The sequence below is a fragment of the Oceanobacillus alkalisoli genome (assembly GCF_021556485.1).
Taxonomy (GTDB): domain Bacteria; phylum Bacillota; class Bacilli; order Bacillales; family Amphibacillaceae; genus Oceanobacillus; species Oceanobacillus alkalisoli.
This window is the reverse complement of the sequence record NZ_JAKGBW010000004.1, coordinates 60,149-81,646: the sequence shown is the minus strand read 5'-3', so window position 1 is coordinate 81,646 and position 21,498 is coordinate 60,149. Positions and strand designations below refer to the sequence as shown.

The window sequence follows — 21,498 nt, the reverse complement described above, 5'->3', positions numbered from 1 at the left end:
GAATTAATATAAATAACAAAGAATGGTAAAATGCAATATAGGAACTAGATTAGAAGTCGAATGAAAAAGCAGAGCATTAAAATATAAAGTTAAACAGATTGTACGAGAACGGAGACCATACATAATGCAATTAAAAAAATATATGCAAACAAACTTCCGAGGCCTAACGCTAAAACCAAATCTCACCTCCGAGTGGAAACCAGGTCTCCATCTCGAACTAGCCAAAGGACTTTATCCATTCAAAGAGGGGAGTGACGAGCTAAATCCAGTTTATTTTCAAACCGTCTATCATCAAGCCATCTCCCTGTTTCACGACCTATTCTCAGCCGAAGATGAAATACTATTGGTAACGAATAGTTATCGGTATAAAAAGGAAAGGAGAAAGAAGAGAAGAAAGCTTGGAGTATATCTTCATTATATTAAAAGTAAAGATGTCCGTTCGCGCTTAACACAAGCAACCTTACCTTATATGTTTGAGGACGACGAGGAGAAGGAAGAAAAATATACATGCCAATTTTCTTTACGATGCTGTAAGCAAGACATCCGGTATTCTATTTTAATAAAGGCAATTTGCAATCAGGATTTTCCGTCATTGAAGCCAAGCATACATAATCCATCTAACTTGGAGGAGCCGGATATATTCTTTATGAACACGACGAGAAATATTATTTTTAACATGTATGATGATCGCGGGTGTGAGGTGATCGCAAGGGATAGAGAAGCGATACGCCCTATTTATGAAAAATATGCGGATTGGTTGGATGAAAGCAATCGGGCAGAGATCGATCAATACTTTACATGAAGTTGGAAATGGGGAATACTCGAATGAGCGGCTGCCCTCACGTGAAACCGAGATTACCACTCCATTATATACAGCATGAAGTTATAGAAAAACAAAAGGGGAAATACAGTTATGCCAGAATCCAATGATGATTCATTTCGTAATATGAATAAAAAAGAAAAAATCGCAACCGTTGTAGGGATAGCACTTCTCATACTGTTTGTCGCAGGTTTTATATTTGGACTTTATTTCTTTGGACTCGCAGGGGTTTTTAAAGTGCTCGGTGTCCAGTATGATTCGGTCTGGTCGTTAGCTATTTTTGTTGTCAATTTGCTTGTGATCGGCCTCATTTTTGAAGTGTTTTCCAACGTCATATTCAAATTATCCGTCCGAAATATGACGGGAAAAGCAAAAGTGCTCATGATCCGATTTCTTATCGAGGCAATCACGAACTGGGTTGTCATCTTTACAGTGGATGAGCTGATGAGGAGTATCACACTATCGCTTCAAACAGAGATTATCATTGCAATCTTTATTGCCACACTCGAAATTGTTTTCGATGATAAAGATACGAAGAAAAACACCGCGGAGTGAAAAGAAAAATAGAAGGGGAAATTACATATGATTGGTTTGCTTCATGTTGGGAGTCTCGTACTTGGACTGATTGCTTGGATCCTGCCTGTCATCAGTCTATTGAAATATAGAAGCACTAACAATACGAATTGGGTCACGCTTTCCATTCTCAGTTTGAGTGCTTGTGCGATTTCGCTAGGTTTCCAGATGTTTTACAATTATCATCTCGTGAAAATGGAGGACTGGGCTGCTCTGATGGATACAGCTGGGGCGGTTGTTTTTGCCGCCACAGTTTTACTCATCGTGACGATTCTATTAAATGCCATTACGCTGTTCGTCTTTCGTTATAAATCAGCAAAGTAGGGCAATGAAAAAAACATGAGGTTGAGGAGCAATGCAACTTGCATTATGTTAAGTTTCTTATTCAGGAGTCGATATTATTTGGGTTGATTATCATCGTGAATTATTTTTACGACATTCATCTTGGCCCACCGTTTACGAAGGTTGATGTCCTAGCGAGCATCATATGTCTTCCTATTCTAGGCTATTTATTATTTTTAGCGTTTACGTTATTTAAACGTTTCGATTCGTTATCATTAAAAAGTAAAATCATTCTTTCTATCATTAACTTCACGATAATAGCATTCATGATTGGAATTATATTCTCGAGTGTTGGTATAAAGTGATAAATCTTAAAAGCCAAGAGAGGAAAACAACCATGACCCAATATATTTATCTCGCGTCCCCCATCAGACTGCCAAAAGGTTCGTTTGGACAGTCACCTTTAGCGCCTGAACAACCGAATATCTTTAACAGTGAATTGGATTTTGCCCACTTACATTTTGAAAACAATTATGATCCTGAATTAAAACAGAGATTTTCCTATAGCCCGCACTTTTCCTTCAAGCATCAAGTAGCCGCAGATGCTCGCAACATCCCGTTGAAACTTCAGTTACGAGGGACGGCGGAGGAAGCGAAGTGTTTAGGCATTCTGCATGCTTATATAGAAGAAGCTCTCCAGGCAAGCGGCGTTGTAGAGTATTTCACTTGTTTGAACGGTAAAGAGGAATCCGCCATTTCAAAAAGACGGCACATTCGCTGGTCGGATGTGTTGGAACCTTATGATTTGGTCCTCGAAGACCTGGAGTTCTGGGAAATCACTTTCTAACGTTATTTTCCCGCGTCAACCGGGAAAAATCAGTTACTTTCGTCTCATGCTTTCCGAAAGCCTTCTCCGAGTAGAGAAGCAATATTTTTACAAAAAAATCCACAAAAATTGTAGTCAAATAGTAAGTTTTCGTGTACACTTAGAAAGTATTTTTCACGTGTTTAACAAAAATGATATTAAATACACGTTGAATTAGATATAATAGTAATGATGTTTTGTTGAGAACCAAAGAATAGATATTAAGACTCATCCTTTAGGAGGAATGAAGAAATGAAAATTGTTAAAGTGAAAGATTATGAGGAAATGAGCAGAAAGGCTGCAGAAATCGTAGCCGAGCGGATGAACGCGATTGAAAAGCCGAACATTGGCCTTGCGACTGGCTCGACTCCAGAGGGTATGTATCAGATTCTGATTGAAAAATATAACAAAGGCGAAATTGATTTTGCAAATACAACGACATTCAATTTAGATGAATATGTCGGCATCACAGACGATGATCCGAACAGCTACCATTACTTCATGGATGAGCATCTGTTCAAGCATGTCAATATTCCAAAAGAGAACACGCATGTTCCAAGTGGCATGGCAGATGACTTGAATAAAGAATGCCGTGAATATGAAGAAGCGATCCAAGCTGCAGGCAATATTGATCTTCAGTTACTTGGCATCGGAAATAACGGCCATATCGGTTTCAACGAGCCAGGTACTTCCTTTAACGAGCGAACTCATATTATCGGCCTTAAAGATGAAACGATTCAAGCGAATGCTCGTTTCTTTGATTCCATTGATGAAGTTCCGACAAAAGCAATTACAATGGGAATTGGCACGATTCTTGACAGTAAAGAAGTTCTCATGATTATCTCTGGTGAGAATAAAAGAGATGCCGTGACAAATCTGCTTAAAGGTACTATCTCAGAAGACATCCCAGCGTCCGCTCTATATAACCATCCGAATGCAACGGTTATTATTGACGAAGCGGCTTGGGGAGATAATGAATAATAAATAATACTATGAAAAGAGGCTATTGTCCAGACAATAGCCTCTTTTTACGCAAAAAAATATTAAACACGCTTCGCAAGCAGCACCTTCGAATACTGCCGCACGACTAAATCTTCCAATTGATCTGCCCGCAATAAACCGAGTTCAATCGCCGCCTGAATCTTCGCCTTATCCGGCCGTCGTACCGTCTCAATCAAGTCTTCCATTCGAAGCTCCTCCAACCGATGAACCGTTCGTTCCTCATCAAACTTCTCCGTTTTCCGTATTTGCCGTTTCAGGTGATAACCATCTCGAATAAACTCACCCGTTTGATTCTTGCCAACCGACTCGTCAAAAGCTTGATTGAATTCCTTCTTTAGTTCACCTAATTCCTGCTCAATCTCCCGTTTCATCTCCTGCAGATTATAAAACCGTTCCAGCTTGTCCGTGTTGATTTTATTATCCATTTGGCATGCCCCCTGTCACCATTCTATTGAGAGCTGGGGGAAAATATTCTGTTCATCTGGAAGTAGAATAAAAAAAGTGGCATTTTTGGTTCGTACGCGGTGCGTGAATTCCTGGGGGCGTGCGAATTTGTTTTGGGGTGGTGCGCAACTTCCAGTGCGTCGTTCGTTTTTGTTCGGGGGTGGTGCGCAAATTCCAGGGAATTGTGCGACATTCCTAGCTGACGTGCGAATCTGCTTAATGATCGTGCGCTAATCGCAGCAAAATCAACAGCGCTTATAAAGATAGATAAAACTTAAATTCAACATATATCATTTTGTCTAAATCTCTTTTATTGACAATTCCAGAGAAGTATTCTATTATATCTGAAAATGCAGATAGAAAGGAATAAATATATGATTCTCCGTAAACGAAACAAACCACTACCTTTGCAAAAATATGAAGCATTACAAGCTCGGCTTCCAGCAAACTCTGAACATCATCCCCTCATCGAACGTCAAATCGAGCATGCGACCCGTGGGTATCAAGGGGAGTTGCATACCGACAAATATTTAACGATTCCTTCCACCAGGTTTACCATTCTAAAGGATGTCTGCCTCGTCTCCGATAAGCAAACATTCCAGATCGACACCATCGTCATCACTCCGAATGCCCTCTACATCATCGAGGTAAAATCACTGCGCTCGAACTTAACCTTCGACACGAATCTCGACCAATTTATCACCGGAAGTGGCAACCGACAATCCGGCTACAATCATCCAATCACCCAAGCAAAAGCACAGAAGCTCAAATTGCAAAACTGGTTATTTGAACATAATCAGCCCAACATCCCGATCCACATCTTCATCGCAATTAGCGCCCCCAGCACGATTATAAATGTCATCGGTGACCACGAAAAAATAGCCAACACGGTTACCCACAGCGAAAATATCCCTTGGAAAATAATTGAATATGAAAAACAATATACAACAAATCAAAAATATCAACACCAAAAAATAGGACACGTGCTCTTGCGGCGTTGTAAAGACTTTGATCTTGATATTCTTACCGAACAGGGGATTCTACCTGGGCAATTAATTCCGGGGATTCGCTGTCACCATTGCAATCATTTGGGTATGAAGCGTTGGGTCTGCCCGAGCTGTCAGTATAATGATAGAATGGCTGCGATAAAAGGAATAGACGAATATCTCTTGCTGGTGAAACCGTGGGTAACAAATAAGGAAATTTTAAACTATCTAAATATAGACTCCAGGTATACCGTTTCACGATTACTGAAAAAACATCCGAGATTGCAGTATTCTAAGAGAAGGAGGAGATGGGAGAGAATACAGGTTTGAGCGATGGAGGGGTGGGGGATGAATGGTAGGGGTGGTGCGTGTTTCCAGCTTAGCACCGCACGTTGTCGCCGAAAAAGCGCACCACTTCAGCCTGACACCGCACGTCCTTGCCGTAATTGCGCACCATCTCTGCCTTGAACCGCACGCCTTCGCCGTAATCCCGCACCACCTCAGCAGAAACCCGCACGCTCTTGTCAGAAAATCGCACGACACCCGCTCGAACCCGCACGCCACAACGCAACCTCGCACCAGTCCGGCTTCCCCCTTACCACAACACAAAAAAAGCCTCCCACCCTGGGAGGCTTCTACTATTCAAGCTGTTTAATAAAATCGCTTATAGCTATCGAAGTGTTTACCCCAATAAGAGTCGTTCACGTTTGAAATGGTTACACCAGTTGATGATCCAGCATGGATGAACTGGCCATTCCCAAGGTAAATTCCCATGTGCGAAATACCTGATTTATAGGTGTTAGAGAAGAAGACAAGGTCTCCAACTTGTGGTGAATTGACATAGAACGAACGGTCAAAATACCCTTGTGTGGATGTCCGGCTAATACTCATGCCAGCATTTTTGTACGCGTAATAGATGAACCCGCTGCAATCAAATCCGCTAGGTGTGGTACCTGCCCAGACGTATGGTACGCCAATATGGTTACGTGCCGTGCTGATGAGCTTGTCTACATTATAACCAACATTATTTTTCGGTTGCTCTTTTGGTTTATTATTGGCAGGTGGAGTTGACTTGCTTCCATTAATGTTCAGTTTCTGGCCAATATAAATCATATCAGAAGATAAATTGTTCCAGCTTTTCAGGTTTGCAACCGAAACACCGTACTCTTTTCCAATTTTTGATAGTGTGTCTCCAGATTTAACAACATAAACAGTGGCGTTCCCTGTTTTTGGTGTGCTTGGAGTTTTCTTTGAAGGGTTTGAATTCTTCGGTGGTGTCGACTTACCTGAATTACCCGGATCTTTCACATGGAATACATTCCCTGGGTAAATGAGCGTTGTATTGAGATTGTTCCACTTCATCAGGTTTTGTAAAGAAACGCCGTGGCGTGATGCAATTCCGCTTAACGTGTCTCCAGCCTTCACCGTGTATGTATTTCCGGAACTGCTGTTATTTGAGTTATTGTTGCTCGGCTTTGAACTGCTCGGTTTTGATGGCGTTGCTGAACCGGATGTTTCAATTACTTGGTTCGGATAAATAATATCGGATGTTAGGTTGTTCAACTTCTTTAATGTTGATACATTCGTATTGTACTTTTGTGCAATCGACCACAGAGAATCACCTGATTGTACCTTGTGCGATGCTGCAGATGCTTCGTCCGCTCCAAATAGTGCTGCTGCAATCGCTGCTCCTGCTGTTACGGACATGTAGATTTTCTTATTTGCCAATTAAAAAATCCTCCCTCTCATTCATGTTGTATGATTTACAAGATTCATACTCTGAAAAAATTGTCGTATTTATTTGTTAAATGCCTGCAAGATATCAAAATTAGAAATAACTACCATCCATTATAGCGTAAAATCGCTAGTTTGATAGAAAATTAATGGATTTGTAATGTCTTTGTAATATAATAGAGAAACATTGGAGAGGGTGTTGTGGTAGAATTGGTTGAATAATTAGATTGAAGATTTATTTTACAACTATTTCCACACTATAAAAGTTTAAGATCTAGCTGTAGTACATAAGTTTTTTTCTATATAATACCAACTAGAACATCTAACCATCTAGCAAACTCTGAAACAATTCTAAAAAACCCCCTACTTTTTTCCCGGTTATGTGTTATAATCACATATTGTAAAGTGCAAAGTCTGAAATAAACTAAATTATATTAGTGGCAATGTCCGCAAAAATTAGAATACTAAAGGAATATGGAGGTAACACCATGGAGGAGACAATTTCCTTAAAGGAAATATTTGAGGTAATCAAGCAGCGAATCCTGCTTATTCTAGCAATCACACTTGGTGCAGCTGTTATAGCGGCAGTTTTAAGTTATTTTGTTCTTACGCCGACTTATGAATCCAGTTCACAGTTCATTGTGAATCAAAGTGCACAGGAGCAAGAAGTTCCATATAATGTTAACGATATTCGGGCAAACGTGGAAATTATAAATACTTATAATGAGATTATTAAAGCTCCGGCAATTTTAGGAGAGGTCATCGATGAACTTAACTTGCCATATACTGTTGCAGCACTAGGTCAAAATATAAGTGTCGCCAATGCAAATGAATCACAAGTCGTAACTGTGACAGTAACGGACGAAAATCCAGCAATGGCAGTAGATATTGCTAATACAACAGTTGCTGTATTCCAAGATAAAATTCAAGATTTTATGAATGTAGATAACGTGGGCGTGCTAACAGAAGCTCAACTTAGCGCAAACCCATCTCCTGTAGCGCCTAATCCAATTTTGAATATCGCAATTGCAGTAGTTCTCGGTTTGATGATTGGTATTGGTTTAGCTTTCTTACTTGTATATCTTGATAATTCGGTTACGACAGAAGATGATGTAGAAAAACATCTTGGACTTCCGGTACTTGGGGTTATCTCACATATTAATTCAGAGGATGTCCGTACGAATCAAATGAGTTTCCAGCCAAATAGGCAGAAGAGAGGTGGATTTAATGCTGCGCAAAAAGAATCTGTCTAAAGTCAGCAGTAATGTCCGTCACTTAATCACAAAAGTAAATCCGAAGTCTCCAATATCGGAACAATATCGTACAGTGAGAACAAATATGCAATTTTCTTCTGTTGATAATGATTTAAAATCATTTCTTGTAACTTCATCCGGTCCGGCGGAAGGTAAATCATCAACAACTGCGAATTTAGCGATTGTATATGCCCAACAAGGCAAGCGTGTATTACTTGTCGATGCTGACTTAAGAAAGCCAACCATGCATTATACATTCCGACTTGATAACTTGCGGGGATTAAGCAATGTGCTTGTAGGGGAAATCTCACTTGAAGAAGCGGTGAATGAAACGGATATCGATACACTTGATGTGATGACTTGTGGGCCGATTCCTCCCAACCCTTCCGAATTGCTTGGGTCAAGAAAAATGGAGACCCTTTTGAAAGAAGCAAAATTAAGCTATGATCTCGTTATATTTGATACTCCGCCTGTACTAGCAGTAACGGATGCCCAGATTCTAGCTAATATAGTTGATGGTTCAGTGCTCGTTGTCCGAAGTGGCAGTACAGAAATTGAGCCAGCTCAGAAAGCGAAAGAAGCGCTTGAACCTGCGAAGGCAAAACTACTCGGTGTAGTTTTGAATGATCGGGAGAAAAAGGCATCTAATTATTATTACTATTACGGCACGAACTAATGATAAAGCTCCTTCCTTTCGCGGAATCAGCGGCAGAGGGAGCTCTTTTTGCGTGGGTTTGATAGATTCATTGAATTGTACTTTAAATCTACATTAAGTATTTGGGAAGGTCTATTAAAACTCGACAAACTTTGCTATAATGGTATATCAAATAATTTATTTGTACGAAGCTTGAAATATATTTTAGTATTTGTTCAATTGATATAGAAACAGAGAAGGGGAGTGTCTAAAATGATTGATATTCATTCACATATTCTTCCTGGTATAGATGATGGAGCTCAAACTGAGGTAGATAGTTTACAGATGGCAAGAGCTGCAGTAAAAGAAGGAATTACTACGATTGTTGCGACACCTCACCATCGGAACGGAAAGTATGATAATGAACGAGATAATATCGTTCGTTGGGTGGATACGTTAAATGAATTAATTACGAATGAAGGCATTCCACTTACTGTACTTCCAGGTCAAGAAACACGAATCAATGGTGATATGATTGCAGAACTGGAGAAGGAGATCATCTTGCCAATCAATAATACAAAGTATGTGTTTGTAGAGTTCCCTTCAGCTCACGTTCCTCGTTATGCCAGTCAGATGTTATTTGATATTCAAGTTGCAGGTTATATACCAATTATTGTTCATCCAGAACGAAATCAGGAATTGATTGAACATCCGAATAGACTGTATGAATTTGTGAAAAAGGGTGCACTTACGCAAGTTACAGCAGCGAGCGTAGTAGGGAAGTTTGGGAAAAACATTCAGAAATTCAGCAGGCAAATTATTGAAGCTAATTTAACTCATTTCATCGCATCGGATGCTCACAATACAACAACAAGAGGTTTTGCAATGAACGAAGCCTTTCAACTGATTCAGAATGATTATGGTGATGACTATGTGTATATGTATCTTGAGAACAGCCAACTACTGATAGATAACCAGAATGTGAATCGTGTAGAACCGTCCAATATAAAAAGAAAAAAGTTCCTTGGTCTATTTTAGTATTGACCAAGGAAGTCTTCATGTGTATTTGGTACATAAGCGTAAAATAATACGTAAATTAAGTACTGCTCTTCTGTGATATATATACTAGGATTGTCGAATTAAATTCACAATCTTGATATAAAGTGTCTTCGTATGGCAAAAGTCACTTAAAACCCGATTGCAATTTTAGTAGAATATTGTATGTGACTTTAACTAGGAAGGCTCTACTTGGTAAAATTAAGCATTTACTATTGAATTCATAATCCGACTTTAGTACCATTAAGTCGTAGTCGAAAAACTATCTAGCTTTTACATAAAATAATCTAACTGACATGAAGGCTTAAACCTCATGAGAAAGGAGAACTCATGTCTTATTCAAAACGTTTATCATTACTCTTCTTACTTGATACGTTGATCGTTGCAACAGCAATATTCGTTGCGGCATGGATTGTGTATCCTGCATATACCGACATACTTACTTCAAATGCAATCATTACATCCGCTATTGCACTCGTCATCTTTCATCATTTATTCGCAGCAGTTTTTAAACTTTATAATAAAGTGTGGTCTTATGCAAGTGTCGGAGAATTGGTCGCCATCGTAAAAGCCGTAACACTTTCTATAATTTCTGCTGGTCTCGTACAGCTCTTTTTAAATGATTTTACAATACTTCGGCGGGCTTTGGTTGTTGCTTGGCTCTTACACATTATATTTATTGGAGGGTCTCGATTTATATGGCGTATGTACCGAGATCGTTACATAAGTAATAATAATAAGTCTCAAAAACGTACTCTTATTGTTGGCGCTGGAGCCGCTGGGGCAATGATTGTACGTCAACTACAAAATGAACATAATACTGAACTGACACCAATTGCGTTTGTTGATGATGACTTAAGTAAACAAAAAATGGAAATGTATAATCTTCCCGTTGTCGGATCCGTCAATGATATACCAAGGATTGTTGAAGAATATAATGTTGAACATATTGTAATTGCGATTCCCTCATTAAGAAATGGAGAACTAAAAAACATTGTTGAAGCTTGTGCTAGTACGTCTGCCCAAGTGCAAATGATTCCGAAAATCGAGGATTTGATGACAGGGAGAATCACTGTAAGCAGTCTGAAAAATATTGAAGTAGAAGATTTACTAGGCCGTGAACCTGTTAAACTTGATATTAATGCCATTTCAGAATATGTAACGGGGAATACGGTTATGGTCACCGGAGCCGGCGGATCGATAGGATCTGAGATTTGCCGTCAATTGATGCGTTTTACCCCCAAGAAGATTCTACTTGTCGGACACGGTGAATATAGCATTTACAACATCGATATGGAATTAAGGAAAACATTTGGTGAAGAACAGACCGAGATTGTTCCGATTATTGGTGATGTGAAAGACCGAAAACGTATTTTTGAAATTGTCGGGGAACATTTGCCGGCAATTATTTATCATGCAGCAGCACATAAGCATGTTCCATTGATGGAGTATAATCCGCACGAGGCTGTAAAGAACAACATTATTGGCACGAAAAATGTCGCGGAAGCTGCTGACAAGTTCTATGTAAGGACGTTTGTTTTAGTATCTACGGATAAAGCAGTGAATCCAACGAATGTGATGGGAGCATCGAAACGTATTGCTGAAATGGTCGTGCAACATCTAGCGAAGAAAAGTGATACGAAATTTGTCGCTGTTCGGTTTGGAAATGTGCTTGGAAGCAGGGGGAGTGTTATTCCGTTGTTTCGCAAGCAAATTGAAAATGGCGGACCGATAACGATAACCCATCCGGATATTACAAGATACTTTATGACAATCCCTGAGGCGTCCAGGCTTGTAGTTCAGGCTGGAACACTTGCGAAGGGTGGAGAAATCTTCGTGCTGGATATGGGTGAGCCTGTGAAAATTGTTGACTTAGCAAAGAATTTAATCAAGTTATCGGGCTATACGGAAGACGAAATCAGAATGGAGTATTCTGGTCTAAGGCCTGGAGAGAAAATGTTTGAGGAATTACTCGGTGAGGATGAGGTTCTACCTGGTGAGGTTTATGAGAAGATTTATGTGGGGAGAACGGTTGAGGTAAACCCGAGTCTAATTGAAGGGCTTCTAGAGGATTTTGTGGAGTTTGAACGTGTGGAGTTAAAAGAAGAATTGATGAAGATTGTTTATTTGGAGCGGGAGCAGCTCGCTGTTCAGGCCTAATTTAGGTGTAGATAAATAAAATTATAATACAAATCGGAGGACTTAATATGAAAAGAGTAAGAAAAGCTATCATTCCGGCGGCTGGACTCGGTACAAGATTCTTGCCAGTAACAAAGGCGATGCCGAAAGAAATGCTGCCGATTTTAGATAAGCCAACGATTCAATACATTGTAGAAGAGGCAATTGAATCTGGAATAGAAGATATTATTATTGTAACAGGTAAAGGCAAACGGGCAATTGAAGATCATTTTGATCATAACTACGAATTAGAACAGAACCTATTGAATAAAGAAAAGTATGATGTCCTTGAAAAAGTGAATCACGCTTCCAATATTGATTTACACTACATTCGTCAAAAGGATCCAAAAGGATTAGGGCATGCAGTTTGGTGTGCACGTAAATTTATTGGGGACGAGCCTTTTGCAGTACTTCTTGGTGATGATATTGTACAGGCTGAGAATCCAGGCCTGAAACAACTAATTGAACAATATGATGAAACAGGAAGCTCAGTTGTAGGTGTTCAGCAGGTTTCTGAAGAGGAAACTGATCGGTATGGTATTGTTGATCCTGGTGAAAAAGAAGGTAGAAGATACGAAGTTAATAAGTTTGTGGAAAAACCGGCGAAAGGAACGGCACCTTCAAACTTAGCAATTATGGGGCGTTATGTATTTACTCCTGAAATATTTGATCTATTAGGTAAACAGGAAATTGGTACTGGTGGAGAAATACAGTTAACTGATGCAATTGAGAAACTAAACATGATTCAAAATGTCTATGCTTATGATTTTAAAGGTAAACGGTATGATGTTGGTGAAAAAATGGGGTTCGTAAAAACAACGATTGATTTTGCCTTAGAAAATGATGATATGAAAAATGAATTATATGAGTACCTTGTGCGGAAGGTAGAGGAAATAACATTAAAAGTCAACTAAACTAGTTAACATGTGGGAGCTATCTAGCTTCTTGAATCATCAAAGTCTGACTTATGTAAACACTATTTTCGGTAGTCTAAATTTAAGAGTTAAATCAATACAGTGTGTTAGTGAATTTGAAGGTGAGTTTAAAATAGAAACTTGATATCGACTAAAGTCTAATTTACTTAAAACTTATTTAATATAATTTACATTCGATTAAATAAATTATCTTAAACCTAAAGTAGGATAGTGTTTTATTGCAAAGTGAGGGATATAGATTGTTAAATATTGAGAAAAGAGATATACCTTTTTCTCCTCCAGATATTACAAATGCTGAGATAGAAAAAGTTATTAAATCTTTGAAATCTGGCTGGATTACGACAGGACCAAAAACAAAGGAATTTGAAAAGAAAATAGCTGAGTATGTAGGTGTCAATAAAGCGGTGTGTTTGAATTCCGCAACATCATCAATGGAGCTTACGTTACGAATACTTGGAATAGGGCCTGGAGATGAAGTAATCACCTCTCCATACACTTATACTGCGTCTGCTTCTGTAATCGAACACGTAGGAGCAAAAATCATACTTGTCGATACAGAACCGAATTCTTTTGAAATGGATTATGACCAGGTAGCTGATGCCATAAATGAAAATACAAAAGCTATAATCCCAGTAGATATTGCCGGAAAAATGTGTGATTATGATAAAATATATGAGATTATTGAAAGAAAGAAGGAACTATTTAAGTCTAAAAACGAAATTCAAACTCAAATTAATAGAGTAATCGTTATGGCAGACGCCGCACATTCGTTTGGTGCTGACAGAAAAGGGTTAAAAAGCGGACAAGCCGCAGATTTTACTTGCTTCTCGTTTCATGCAGTAAAGAACCTTACAACTGCAGAGGGAGGAGCAGTTGTATGGCGTAATGACTTAGGATTGGATGATGATTGGCTTTATAAACAATTTATGCTTTATAGCCTTCATGGACAATCGAAGGATGCACTTACTAAATCAGAAAAAGGCTCATGGGAGTATGATATTGTTTATCCGGCATATAAGTGTAATATGACTGATATCACAGCAAGTATTGGTTTAGTTCAGCTGGAACGTTATAAAAAAATGTTGCAAAGACGGAAAGAAATTATTGGGATGTATGATCAAGCATTTTCTTCTATGAATGTCCAAACACTTAAGCACTTTGGAAAAGAATATTCTTCCTCAGGTCATTTGTATTTATTAAGGATCCTTGGAATTAACGAAGAAAGAAGAAATAATATTATCTCAAAGATGGCAGAAGTTGGAGTTTCTTGTAATGTCCATTATAAGCCGTTACCAATGTTTACAGCATATAAAAATTTAGGGTTTGACATCAGAGAATTTCCGAATGCTTATGAGCAATATAAAAATGAGATATCACTCCCTCTTCATACTTCTCTTAGTAATGGAGATATAGAGTATGTTATATCCTGGTTAAAGAGTTTTATTGCGGGAAATTAGAGAGAAGAAAGGGGGGGACTTGATGGAGTTAAGTTTTAGAAGAGTGTTAAAGAATGATGAGAACATGATAAATGAAATATATAAGATAATTACACTCAGCGGTCAAGATATGTTTGAAAAGCAAGGATTGGTTCATTGGAAAACTCCGTATCCTATAGAATCAATTAAAGCTGACTGTGAAAATAGAGAGGTTTTTTTAATTAAAGATTTACAATCAGACCTCTATGTTCATACTTTTCAGTTAGAATTTGAGCCTAAAACTATGAATAATAAAATCAAGGGATATGTTAGCTTTGCGTCAATAAATAAATTCGCTACACTCCCAGTTGTTTCTGGAAAAGGCATAGGAAAAAAAAGTATGGATTTTATAGAAGATTATTGTCGTGAGAAAGAAGTATCTAAAATTACTTTAGACGTTTACGACAAAAGTGAGAAAGCAATTAAATTTTATAAGAATCGTGGATTTAGCATTACTTCTTCTAAACCAACCAAGCACTTCTCGATATATATAATGGAAAAAATATTATAATTATAATATTGTTTTTTACAAAAGGATTGATTATATTGAAGAAAATTTTAATATTAGGTGCCGGTTTCTTACAATCGTTCATGATAAAGAAAGCTAAAGACATGGGTTATTATACCCTCGCAATAGACAAAAATCCAAATTCAGCTGGGTTTAAATATGCTGATGAATACGAGATAGTTGACATTTTAGATGAACATGCTTGCCTCCAGTATGCTCACTCAAAAAAATTGATGGAGTTATAACAGCTGCGACAGATTATGGTGTATTATCTGCTGCATATGTTGCCCGAGAGATGAATCTTCCGGGTCTTGATTACGATGTTGCAAAAATAATTAAAAATAAATATTTAGTTCGGCGTAACTTGTCTGAAAATCAAGTTGATGATATAAGTCAGTACTTTGAAGTTGAAAATTTAGATTTAATAGCTGAACTTAGAGATAAAATAAATTATCCGGTAATTGTTAAACCATGTGATGGTTCGGGAAGTAAGGGTATTAATAAAGTAAAAACATATGAACAGTTAGTTACTGCTTGCAAGGAAGCGATGAATGTTTCTTTAGTTGGTAGAGCATTAATAGAAGATTTCATTGTCGGGGAAGAATTCGGAGTTGAATCTTTTGTTTATAATGGAGAAGTGCATGTGCTTGGGGTCATGGGAAAAGAAATGACAAAACCACCTTATTATGCCGAACTGGGTCATTTTATCCCGAGTGGTTCCTCAATGGAGGAAAAAATCAAAAGTATTGTAATTAAAGCTATAAAATCATTGGGTATTAATTTCGGATCAGTTAATATGGACTTATTAGTAACGAAAAATGGCGATGTTTGTATCATTGATATTGGTGCTCGTATGGGAGGGAATTTAATAGGTACCCATATTATCCCATTAAGTACTGGTATAGACTATCCAAGTATTATAATAAAGGCTGCAACAGATAGCCCATTCGAGATAAGAGAGCGAGTTCAAGTTCTAAAATCGAATGTTGTTACTAGGATACTGGCATTATCGCCAGGTAAAGTAAAAAGCTTACCTGATTTCAAAGTGATTGAAAAAGAGTGTCAAGTAAAAACTTACCATAGTTTAGAAGTCGGAGATGAGATTAAAAAATATCAAAATAATTTAGATGGCTGTGGTTACATAGTATCAGTATCGCCAAGTGTTCAAAATGCTTTTAAAAAAGCTATGAAATCTAAAGAAATAATCGATAGAGGAATTATCAGAGAATAAACTATCTAACACTGGGGGGTGAGTAATATGTACTTAAAATTTTTCAAGCGTACTATAGACATCTTAGTAAGTATAATTGGGTTACCATTTTTTATTTTGTTATATATTGTTCTTGGTATACTAATAAAAATAGAGGACAAGGGTCCTGTATTATATAAAGCCGATCGAATTGGGAAAAATTCCAAGATATTTAAGATGTATAAATTTCGATCAATGAAAGTTAATGCCCCAGTCTTATTAAATTCTGATGGAAGTACCTACAATTCAGAGGTTGATCCTAGGGTCACTAAAATAGGTAAGTTTTTAAGAGAAACTAGTATTGATGAAATTCCTCAAATTTTAAACGTTCTTAAGGGTAATATGAGTATAATTGGCCCTAGAGCTAGTTTAGCAAGTGTTCTTGATACTTACCAAACTGATGAAATTGATAAAATGAAAGTCAGGCCAGGTATTACAGGATATACCCAAGCGTACTATAGGAACAAACTATCCAATAGAGAAAAAAGACTTAAAGATGCATGGTACTCAAATAATTTAACATTTTGGTTAGATATAAAGATTCTTATCAAGACTTTTTTAACGGTGTTTAGAAAAGAAGGTCTATATACTAATAACGAAGTGAATGAAAGTACGAAAAAGAAACAGAAGTATACTTAAGATAGATTTATAAGATTGAGGTGTGATATGAACGTTGCCATATCTGCTATAAGAACTAAAAATATAAGAATAAATAGGCATGAATTAGTAACAAGTTTACAAGATATAGGACACGATGTTTATTATGTCGGACAAGAATCCAAAGATGAGCTACACCCTGATTATGAAAAATATAATGTCCAATTTATACCTATTTCAATTGGTAGGAGTAATACTAATCCCTTAAAAGAAATACATACCATATATAAAGTCAGTAAAGCACTTAAGAAAAACAAAATTAATACAATAATTGTGTATGGGATAAGAACGTTTCCTACAATGGTTATTGCAGCAAAATTAGCAGGGGTAGATAAGGTTTTATGCGTTGTTAATGGATCCGGTCGCTTATTTGAACTTAAAGGAATTAAAGGTTTACTTGTTAAACTTATTTCTTATCCTATGTTGTTTCTAGCTTTTTCCTTATCTGACAGTATATTATTTCAAAATAAAGATGATCAAAACATGATTAAAAGAAAAGGACTATTATGGAAAAAAAATTATAGTTTAGTTAACGGTTCAGGTGTAAATTTACAAGAATACTACCCAAGTAAATTAGAAACTAGGCCTGTATTCATTATGATAAGTAGGTTAACTGGAAGGAAGGGAATTAATGAATACATGGAGGCGGCTCGGCAGGTGAAAAAGAAGTATCCTAGAGTCGAGTTTTACCTAGTAGGGCCTATGGACGACGATGATGATAGTATTGATATAAATAGACTACAACAACTAGTAAATGAAAATGTAATAAATATAAAAGGTAAAACTAATGATGTAAGATCATATATAAAAAAGTCCAGAGTCTTTGTTCTTCCATCGTATTATCCAGAAGGTATACCAAGATCTATTCTCGAAGCTATGGCTATGGGAAGACCTATTATTACAACCGATTCACCTGGATGTCGCGAAACGGTAATTAATGGACTTAATGGTTTTATCGTTCCCCCTAAAGATGTAGACTCTCTTGTAGAAAAAATGGTCTGGATGATTGAAAATGAGAGTCAGGTTAATAAGATGGGAAAATTAAGCAGGAGTATTTGTGAAGAAAAGTTTAATGTTCATGAGATTAATAAAATAATGTTACATAAATTAGAATTACTTTAAATAGGTGTGGATATTAAATGTCTAAAATAAATAAAATTACTTTTATATTGGGTAGTATGGCAGGAGGAGGAGCGGAGAGAGTAATCTCAAATTTAACTGAATACTACCACAATCAAAGTGTCAATATCGAGATTTTAACGCTTCTCAATGATCGCCTGGATTATGAGCTACCGAAAGGTGTCAAGATTAATTATTTATCGGCAAAAAACTCTAGTGGAGTTTTTCGCCCTATTGCTTGGTTATGGAAGATAAGAAGATATGTTAAAAGTGAACAACCTGATGTAATAGTATCTTTTTTTGCCAAAATTAATATTTTAGTTTTATTTGCCTTACTTAGAAGTGATATACCGGTGTTTGTCTCCGAAAGAAATGACCCAAATGCTGATAATAGAGGTTTAATTGTGAAATATTTAACTTTTATTTTATATCCTTTAAGTACTGGTATCATATTCCAAACTAAGCATGCAAAAGATTGTTTCCCAAAACATATTCAAAGAAAGTCTACAATTATAGCTAACCCAATCAACATTAAATTTGACTTTACCAAAAAGAAAACATTAAATAACACAATAATTTCCGTAGGGAAATTGATGGAGCAAAAAAATCATAAGCTTTTAATTAACGCATTTTCGTTAATAGCAGAAAAATACCCTGTGTATAAATTATGTATCTATGGTGAAGGTGAGCTAAGAGAAGAACTTAAGGAGTTAATAATTGAAAAGAAACTTGAGAATAGAGTCTTCTTGATGGGTAGAACTAAAGATGTTTTTCATGTTGTCTATAATGCAGATATGTTTATATTGTCATCTAATTATGAAGGTTTATCAAATGCTCTTCTTGAAGCTATGATGCTTGAAACACCCGTTATATCAACTAATTGTGCTGGATCAAATGAGTTAATTGAACACGGAATGAATGGTATATTAGTTAATATAAATGATCTGGAATCCTTAGCGCTAGCTATTGAAGATATAATTAACAATTATGATGATGCTGTTACACGTGCTACAATTGCAAAAAAACAAGTTTTGAATTTTTCGTCAGATAATATATGTGAAAAATGGGATGACTTTCTAAAAAAATGATATGGTTGATAATTATTAATATATGGAATCACAGTAGATAAGAAGTGTATAAAGTTTGTTTAACTTATAAAAATTGCTGTCTTGTGGAAAGGAGTGAAAATATATGTTAAGTTTAAAATCTTGGCCTGGAATACTACCGGCGTATGTACTTTCCTTTTTCTTTGTAAGTTATATAGCAGGTACAGATTTGGTAAGTATTCCCTTATCAAATACTTACGTATCTCAATTACTTTTTGGAAGCATAGTATATATTTTATTATTACACTCAGTTAAAAACAAACCACAATTTAAAAAAATAAATAATCTAAAAGGCATATACTTTTACTTAATAATACTTTTAGCGATATTATCATTTTGTACATTTTACTCCCTTAACCCAGTATATTCTTTTCCGAGGATGTTATATTCAATTTTAATGCTAGGTATTATTTTGACTGTTTTTTATACTATTCAATTAAATTATCTTAGTCAAATTAAATGGAGGAACTTTTTTGAAATAATTTCATTTCTATTTCTCTTACTAATAATTATTGGTCAACTTACAATACCAGAATGGAGTTTCGGTGTAGGTGGATTAAGATTAAGTGGTGGAACTAATCCCAATTCAATAGCTTTTGTGGTTTTATTTATACTTTTACAGACGCACTTAAATGCACTGCTAAATAACAGTTGGAAAAAATTCCAAATTGTAGTTTGGATAACGGCTCTAATCGTATTATTGTGGACCTTTTCTCGAAATGTACTTTTGACATTTTTCATTGTTTACTTTATATATATTTCTTACTTTATGATTAAAAAAATTTTTGCTGGATTTAATGCAAAAAGACTATTTAAGTCGTTGATCCAAATGATGTTTGTTATATTTATTTCTTTTTTAACTACAATCATTCTTAAAAATAGTAAGTATTATGATTTAATAATTATTCGGTTATTTAACACAGAAAATCTAGAGACAAGAAGTGGAGCATCAGATATAATGTTTCAATACTTCTTTCAAAATCCACTATTTGGAGGATTGGGATGGTGGGGAAGTCAACAATTACTACAATCTGCAAATATAGATGCGGCTGCGGCTAGTTCTCATAACCTATATATAAGATTAATATCAGAAGTCGGTGTTGTTGGTTTGGTAGCTATATTATTTCTACCAGTTTGTATAGCAATTTTAGTATTACACAAAAGATTTATTATAAAATTTAAGTTTTCTAATCATATTGCAGTGTTATCTTTTGCTATAATAATTGCTATCTTTTTCGGACAGTTCTTTGAAGATCGTTACTTAACGGGACTGTTTGATGTTAATAACAATATTATAATCTGGTTTTTAAGTTTTGCATTAGCTGTCTATTATTTTTCCAAAGAATATTATTGCAAAAATCAATAGTAATAAATGAAAGGATATTAAAACAACTTAGTTGTGCTTAATGAAAAACTACTTTTAAATATTAGAGGGGTGGAAAATCTAAAGTATTATTTATTGTTTACCACTCTATAGTTATAAATTAGGGAAAGACTAAGGAATCAAAAAGACAGCTGATGTTGGTATGGGACTAACTTTAAAGCATACATGAAGTAACGATTGTATTGACAGTGTTAATACAAGATTATTAAATCATCTAAATTAAGAATATACTTATACAATTTGAACTTTTATAATCAACAGACTTTTTATTTATTAGGTTGAATAATCATCCCTTTTAATAAAAAAATTTAAAAGACAGGAAGAGGTTTAAATGGTTGATGTAAGTGTAGTAATACCAACTAAGAATAGAGCTGATTGCATAGAAAGAGCAATGAACAGTGTGTGTAATCAGATAAAATATAAGGTCGAAATCATAATAGTGGATGATGGGTCATCAGATAATACTCATAATATAATTCAACAATACATGGAAAGGAATAAAGTTGCTATAAAATATATTAAAAATAAGATTTCTATGGGAGGAGCTAAGGCTAGAAATATAGGTGCTAGTAAAGCTTTAGGCAAATATATATCTTTTTTAGATAGTGATGATGAATGGTTACCGAGTCATTTGGAATCGGGCATTAGACTTATGGAAGAAAGTAATAGTAAAGGTGTATTTGGTGCATTTTATGTTCAAAATTCGGAAGGAAAATTAAATCCGAATAATGTAAGAGATATTCCTACAAATATGAGTATTACTGACTACGTACTTTCTAGATATGGGGATACACGAACTTCTACATTTATTTTTGAAACTAAATGTTTCAAAGAAGTTGCTTTTGATGATCAACAAGCGAAACATCAGGATTGGGATCTTACTATCAGGTTTGCTAAAAAACATCGGTTAGTAGTAAATAAAGAAAAAACTGTAATTTTGCATTATGATGTAAGTAATAGAATGAGTAATTCACTGAACCATAATGCAACAGAATACTTTTTAAGTAAACATGAAAAGTATGCAAACCCTAAAAGTCTAGTGAATTTTTATTTGTTTCTTTTAAGAAGTACTATTAAATTTGAAGGGAAAAATAATAAGTATTATGAATATCAAGATATTTTAGACAGGATTATAAAAAAAAATAAATTATCACTAAAATATAAAGATAATTTAAAACGTTTCTTTTTAAAATATATGCCAGAAAAGGTAATTAGGTATATATTAATTAAATAGATCT

Annotated in this window: 24 protein-coding genes; 21 read left to right on the top strand and 3 right to left on the bottom strand. The window is 35.8% G+C overall.

Annotated elements, in window-relative coordinates; all coding sequences use genetic code 11:
• Window positions 1–124 precede the first annotated feature (124 nt).
• From LZD48_RS05700 to nagB, 6 genes are all read left to right on the top strand, one after another.
• Window positions 125–802, top strand: a complete 678-nt coding sequence (locus LZD48_RS05700; protein WP_235761781.1) for a DUF3885 domain-containing protein — start codon at window positions 125–127, stop codon at window positions 800–802.
• Between the two features lie 111 nt (window positions 803–913).
• Window positions 914–1,375, top strand: coding sequence for a regulatory YrvL family protein (locus LZD48_RS05695; protein WP_235761780.1), 462 nt, complete (start codon window positions 914–916; stop codon window positions 1,373–1,375).
• Between the two features lie 27 nt (window positions 1,376–1,402).
• On the top strand, window positions 1,403–1,717 hold the full coding sequence (locus LZD48_RS05690; RefSeq protein WP_235761779.1) for a hypothetical protein: 315 nt from the start codon (window positions 1,403–1,405) through the stop codon (window positions 1,715–1,717).
• Window positions 1,718–1,755: 38 nt separating this feature from the next.
• Complete coding sequence (locus LZD48_RS05685; RefSeq protein WP_235761778.1) at window positions 1,756–2,040, top strand: hypothetical protein; 285 nt, start codon at window positions 1,756–1,758, stop codon at window positions 2,038–2,040.
• Window positions 2,041–2,072: 32 nt separating this feature from the next.
• Window positions 2,073–2,522, top strand: coding sequence for a hypothetical protein (locus LZD48_RS05680; RefSeq protein WP_235761777.1), 450 nt, complete (start codon window positions 2,073–2,075; stop codon window positions 2,520–2,522).
• Window positions 2,523–2,792: 270 nt separating this feature from the next.
• A complete protein-coding gene (gene nagB / locus LZD48_RS05675; RefSeq protein WP_235761776.1) occupies window positions 2,793–3,521 on the top strand; it encodes a glucosamine-6-phosphate deaminase in 729 nt (242 codons plus the stop codon).
• Window positions 3,522–3,583: 62 nt separating this feature from the next.
• Here the strand turns inward: nagB and LZD48_RS05670 are convergent, their stop codons facing one another.
• Window positions 3,584–3,967 carry a hypothetical protein gene (locus LZD48_RS05670; protein ID WP_235761775.1) on the bottom strand — a complete coding sequence of 128 codons (384 nt, stop codon included), beginning with the start codon at window positions 3,965–3,967 and terminating at the stop codon, window positions 3,584–3,586.
• A gap of 393 nt (window positions 3,968–4,360) precedes the next feature.
• Between LZD48_RS05670 and LZD48_RS05665 the strand changes: the two genes are divergently transcribed.
• Window positions 4,361–5,302: a nuclease-related domain-containing protein gene (locus LZD48_RS05665; RefSeq protein WP_235761774.1), complete on the top strand. Its 942-nt coding sequence runs from the start codon at window positions 4,361–4,363 to the stop codon at window positions 5,300–5,302.
• 49 nt (window positions 5,303–5,351) lie between these two features.
• On the opposite strand, the gene LZD48_RS05660 is transcribed toward LZD48_RS05665, so the two are convergent.
• A complete protein-coding gene (locus LZD48_RS05660; RefSeq protein WP_235761773.1) occupies window positions 5,352–5,531 on the bottom strand; it encodes a hypothetical protein in 180 nt (59 codons plus the stop codon).
• A gap of 92 nt (window positions 5,532–5,623) precedes the next feature.
• Entirely contained in the window at window positions 5,624–6,700 is a 1,077-nt protein-coding gene (locus tag LZD48_RS05655) for a C40 family peptidase (RefSeq protein WP_235761772.1), read from the bottom strand.
• A 494-nt stretch (window positions 6,701–7,194) separates the two neighbouring features.
• On the opposite strand from LZD48_RS05655, the gene LZD48_RS05650 reads away from it, so the two are divergent.
• The 14 genes from LZD48_RS05650 (at window position 7,195) to LZD48_RS05585 (ending at window position 21,494) form a co-directional block, all read left to right on the top strand.
• Window positions 7,195–7,959, top strand: a complete 765-nt coding sequence (locus LZD48_RS05650) for a YveK family protein (RefSeq protein WP_235761771.1) — start codon at window positions 7,195–7,197, stop codon at window positions 7,957–7,959.
• Window positions 7,934–8,635, top strand: coding sequence for a CpsD/CapB family tyrosine-protein kinase (locus LZD48_RS05645; RefSeq protein WP_235761770.1), 702 nt, complete (start codon window positions 7,934–7,936; stop codon window positions 8,633–8,635). Before LZD48_RS05650 ends, LZD48_RS05645 begins: the two co-directional genes overlap by 26 nt.
• Window positions 8,636–8,866: 231 nt before the next feature.
• Complete coding sequence (locus LZD48_RS05640) at window positions 8,867–9,631, top strand: tyrosine-protein phosphatase (RefSeq protein ID WP_235761769.1); 765 nt, start codon at window positions 8,867–8,869, stop codon at window positions 9,629–9,631.
• A 348-nt stretch (window positions 9,632–9,979) separates the two neighbouring features.
• Window positions 9,980–11,809 carry a polysaccharide biosynthesis protein gene (locus tag LZD48_RS05635; RefSeq protein WP_235761768.1) on the top strand — a complete coding sequence of 610 codons (1,830 nt, stop codon included), beginning with the start codon at window positions 9,980–9,982 and terminating at the stop codon, window positions 11,807–11,809.
• A 47-nt stretch (window positions 11,810–11,856) separates the two neighbouring features.
• Complete coding sequence (galU, locus tag LZD48_RS05630; RefSeq protein ID WP_235761767.1) at window positions 11,857–12,741, top strand: UTP--glucose-1-phosphate uridylyltransferase GalU; 885 nt, start codon at window positions 11,857–11,859, stop codon at window positions 12,739–12,741.
• Window positions 12,742–13,001: 260 nt separating this feature from the next.
• The gene (locus tag LZD48_RS05625; RefSeq protein ID WP_235761766.1) at window positions 13,002–14,219 is read left to right on the top strand and encodes a DegT/DnrJ/EryC1/StrS family aminotransferase; all 1,218 of its coding nucleotides are present in this window, start codon (window positions 13,002–13,004) and stop codon (window positions 14,217–14,219) included.
• A gap of 22 nt (window positions 14,220–14,241) precedes the next feature.
• Complete coding sequence (locus LZD48_RS05620; protein ID WP_235761765.1) at window positions 14,242–14,748, top strand: GNAT family N-acetyltransferase; 507 nt, start codon at window positions 14,242–14,244, stop codon at window positions 14,746–14,748.
• Between the two features lie 35 nt (window positions 14,749–14,783).
• Window positions 14,784–14,990 (top strand): hypothetical protein, encoded by a 207-nt coding sequence (locus LZD48_RS05615; protein ID WP_235761764.1) that lies wholly within the window; start codon window positions 14,784–14,786, stop codon window positions 14,988–14,990.
• On the top strand, window positions 14,948–15,976 hold the full coding sequence (locus LZD48_RS05610; protein ID WP_235761763.1) for an ATP-grasp domain-containing protein: 1,029 nt from the start codon (window positions 14,948–14,950) through the stop codon (window positions 15,974–15,976). Before LZD48_RS05615 ends, LZD48_RS05610 begins: the two co-directional genes overlap by 43 nt.
• A 27-nt stretch (window positions 15,977–16,003) precedes the next feature.
• Window positions 16,004–16,633: a sugar transferase gene (locus tag LZD48_RS05605; RefSeq protein ID WP_235761762.1), complete on the top strand. Its 630-nt coding sequence runs from the start codon at window positions 16,004–16,006 to the stop codon at window positions 16,631–16,633.
• A gap of 27 nt (window positions 16,634–16,660) precedes the next feature.
• Window positions 16,661–17,773, top strand: coding sequence for a glycosyltransferase family 4 protein (locus tag LZD48_RS05600; RefSeq protein WP_235761761.1), 1,113 nt, complete (start codon window positions 16,661–16,663; stop codon window positions 17,771–17,773).
• Between the two features lie 17 nt (window positions 17,774–17,790).
• A complete protein-coding gene (locus LZD48_RS05595) occupies window positions 17,791–18,858 on the top strand; it encodes a glycosyltransferase (protein ID WP_235761760.1) in 1,068 nt (355 codons plus the stop codon).
• A 103-nt stretch (window positions 18,859–18,961) separates the two neighbouring features.
• Window positions 18,962–20,242, top strand: coding sequence for an O-antigen ligase family protein (locus tag LZD48_RS05590; RefSeq protein ID WP_235761759.1), 1,281 nt, complete (start codon window positions 18,962–18,964; stop codon window positions 20,240–20,242).
• Window positions 20,243–20,591: 349 nt separating this feature from the next.
• Entirely contained in the window at window positions 20,592–21,494 is a 903-nt protein-coding gene (locus LZD48_RS05585; RefSeq protein WP_235761758.1) for a glycosyltransferase family 2 protein, read from the top strand.
• Window positions 21,495–21,498 lie beyond the last annotated feature (4 nt).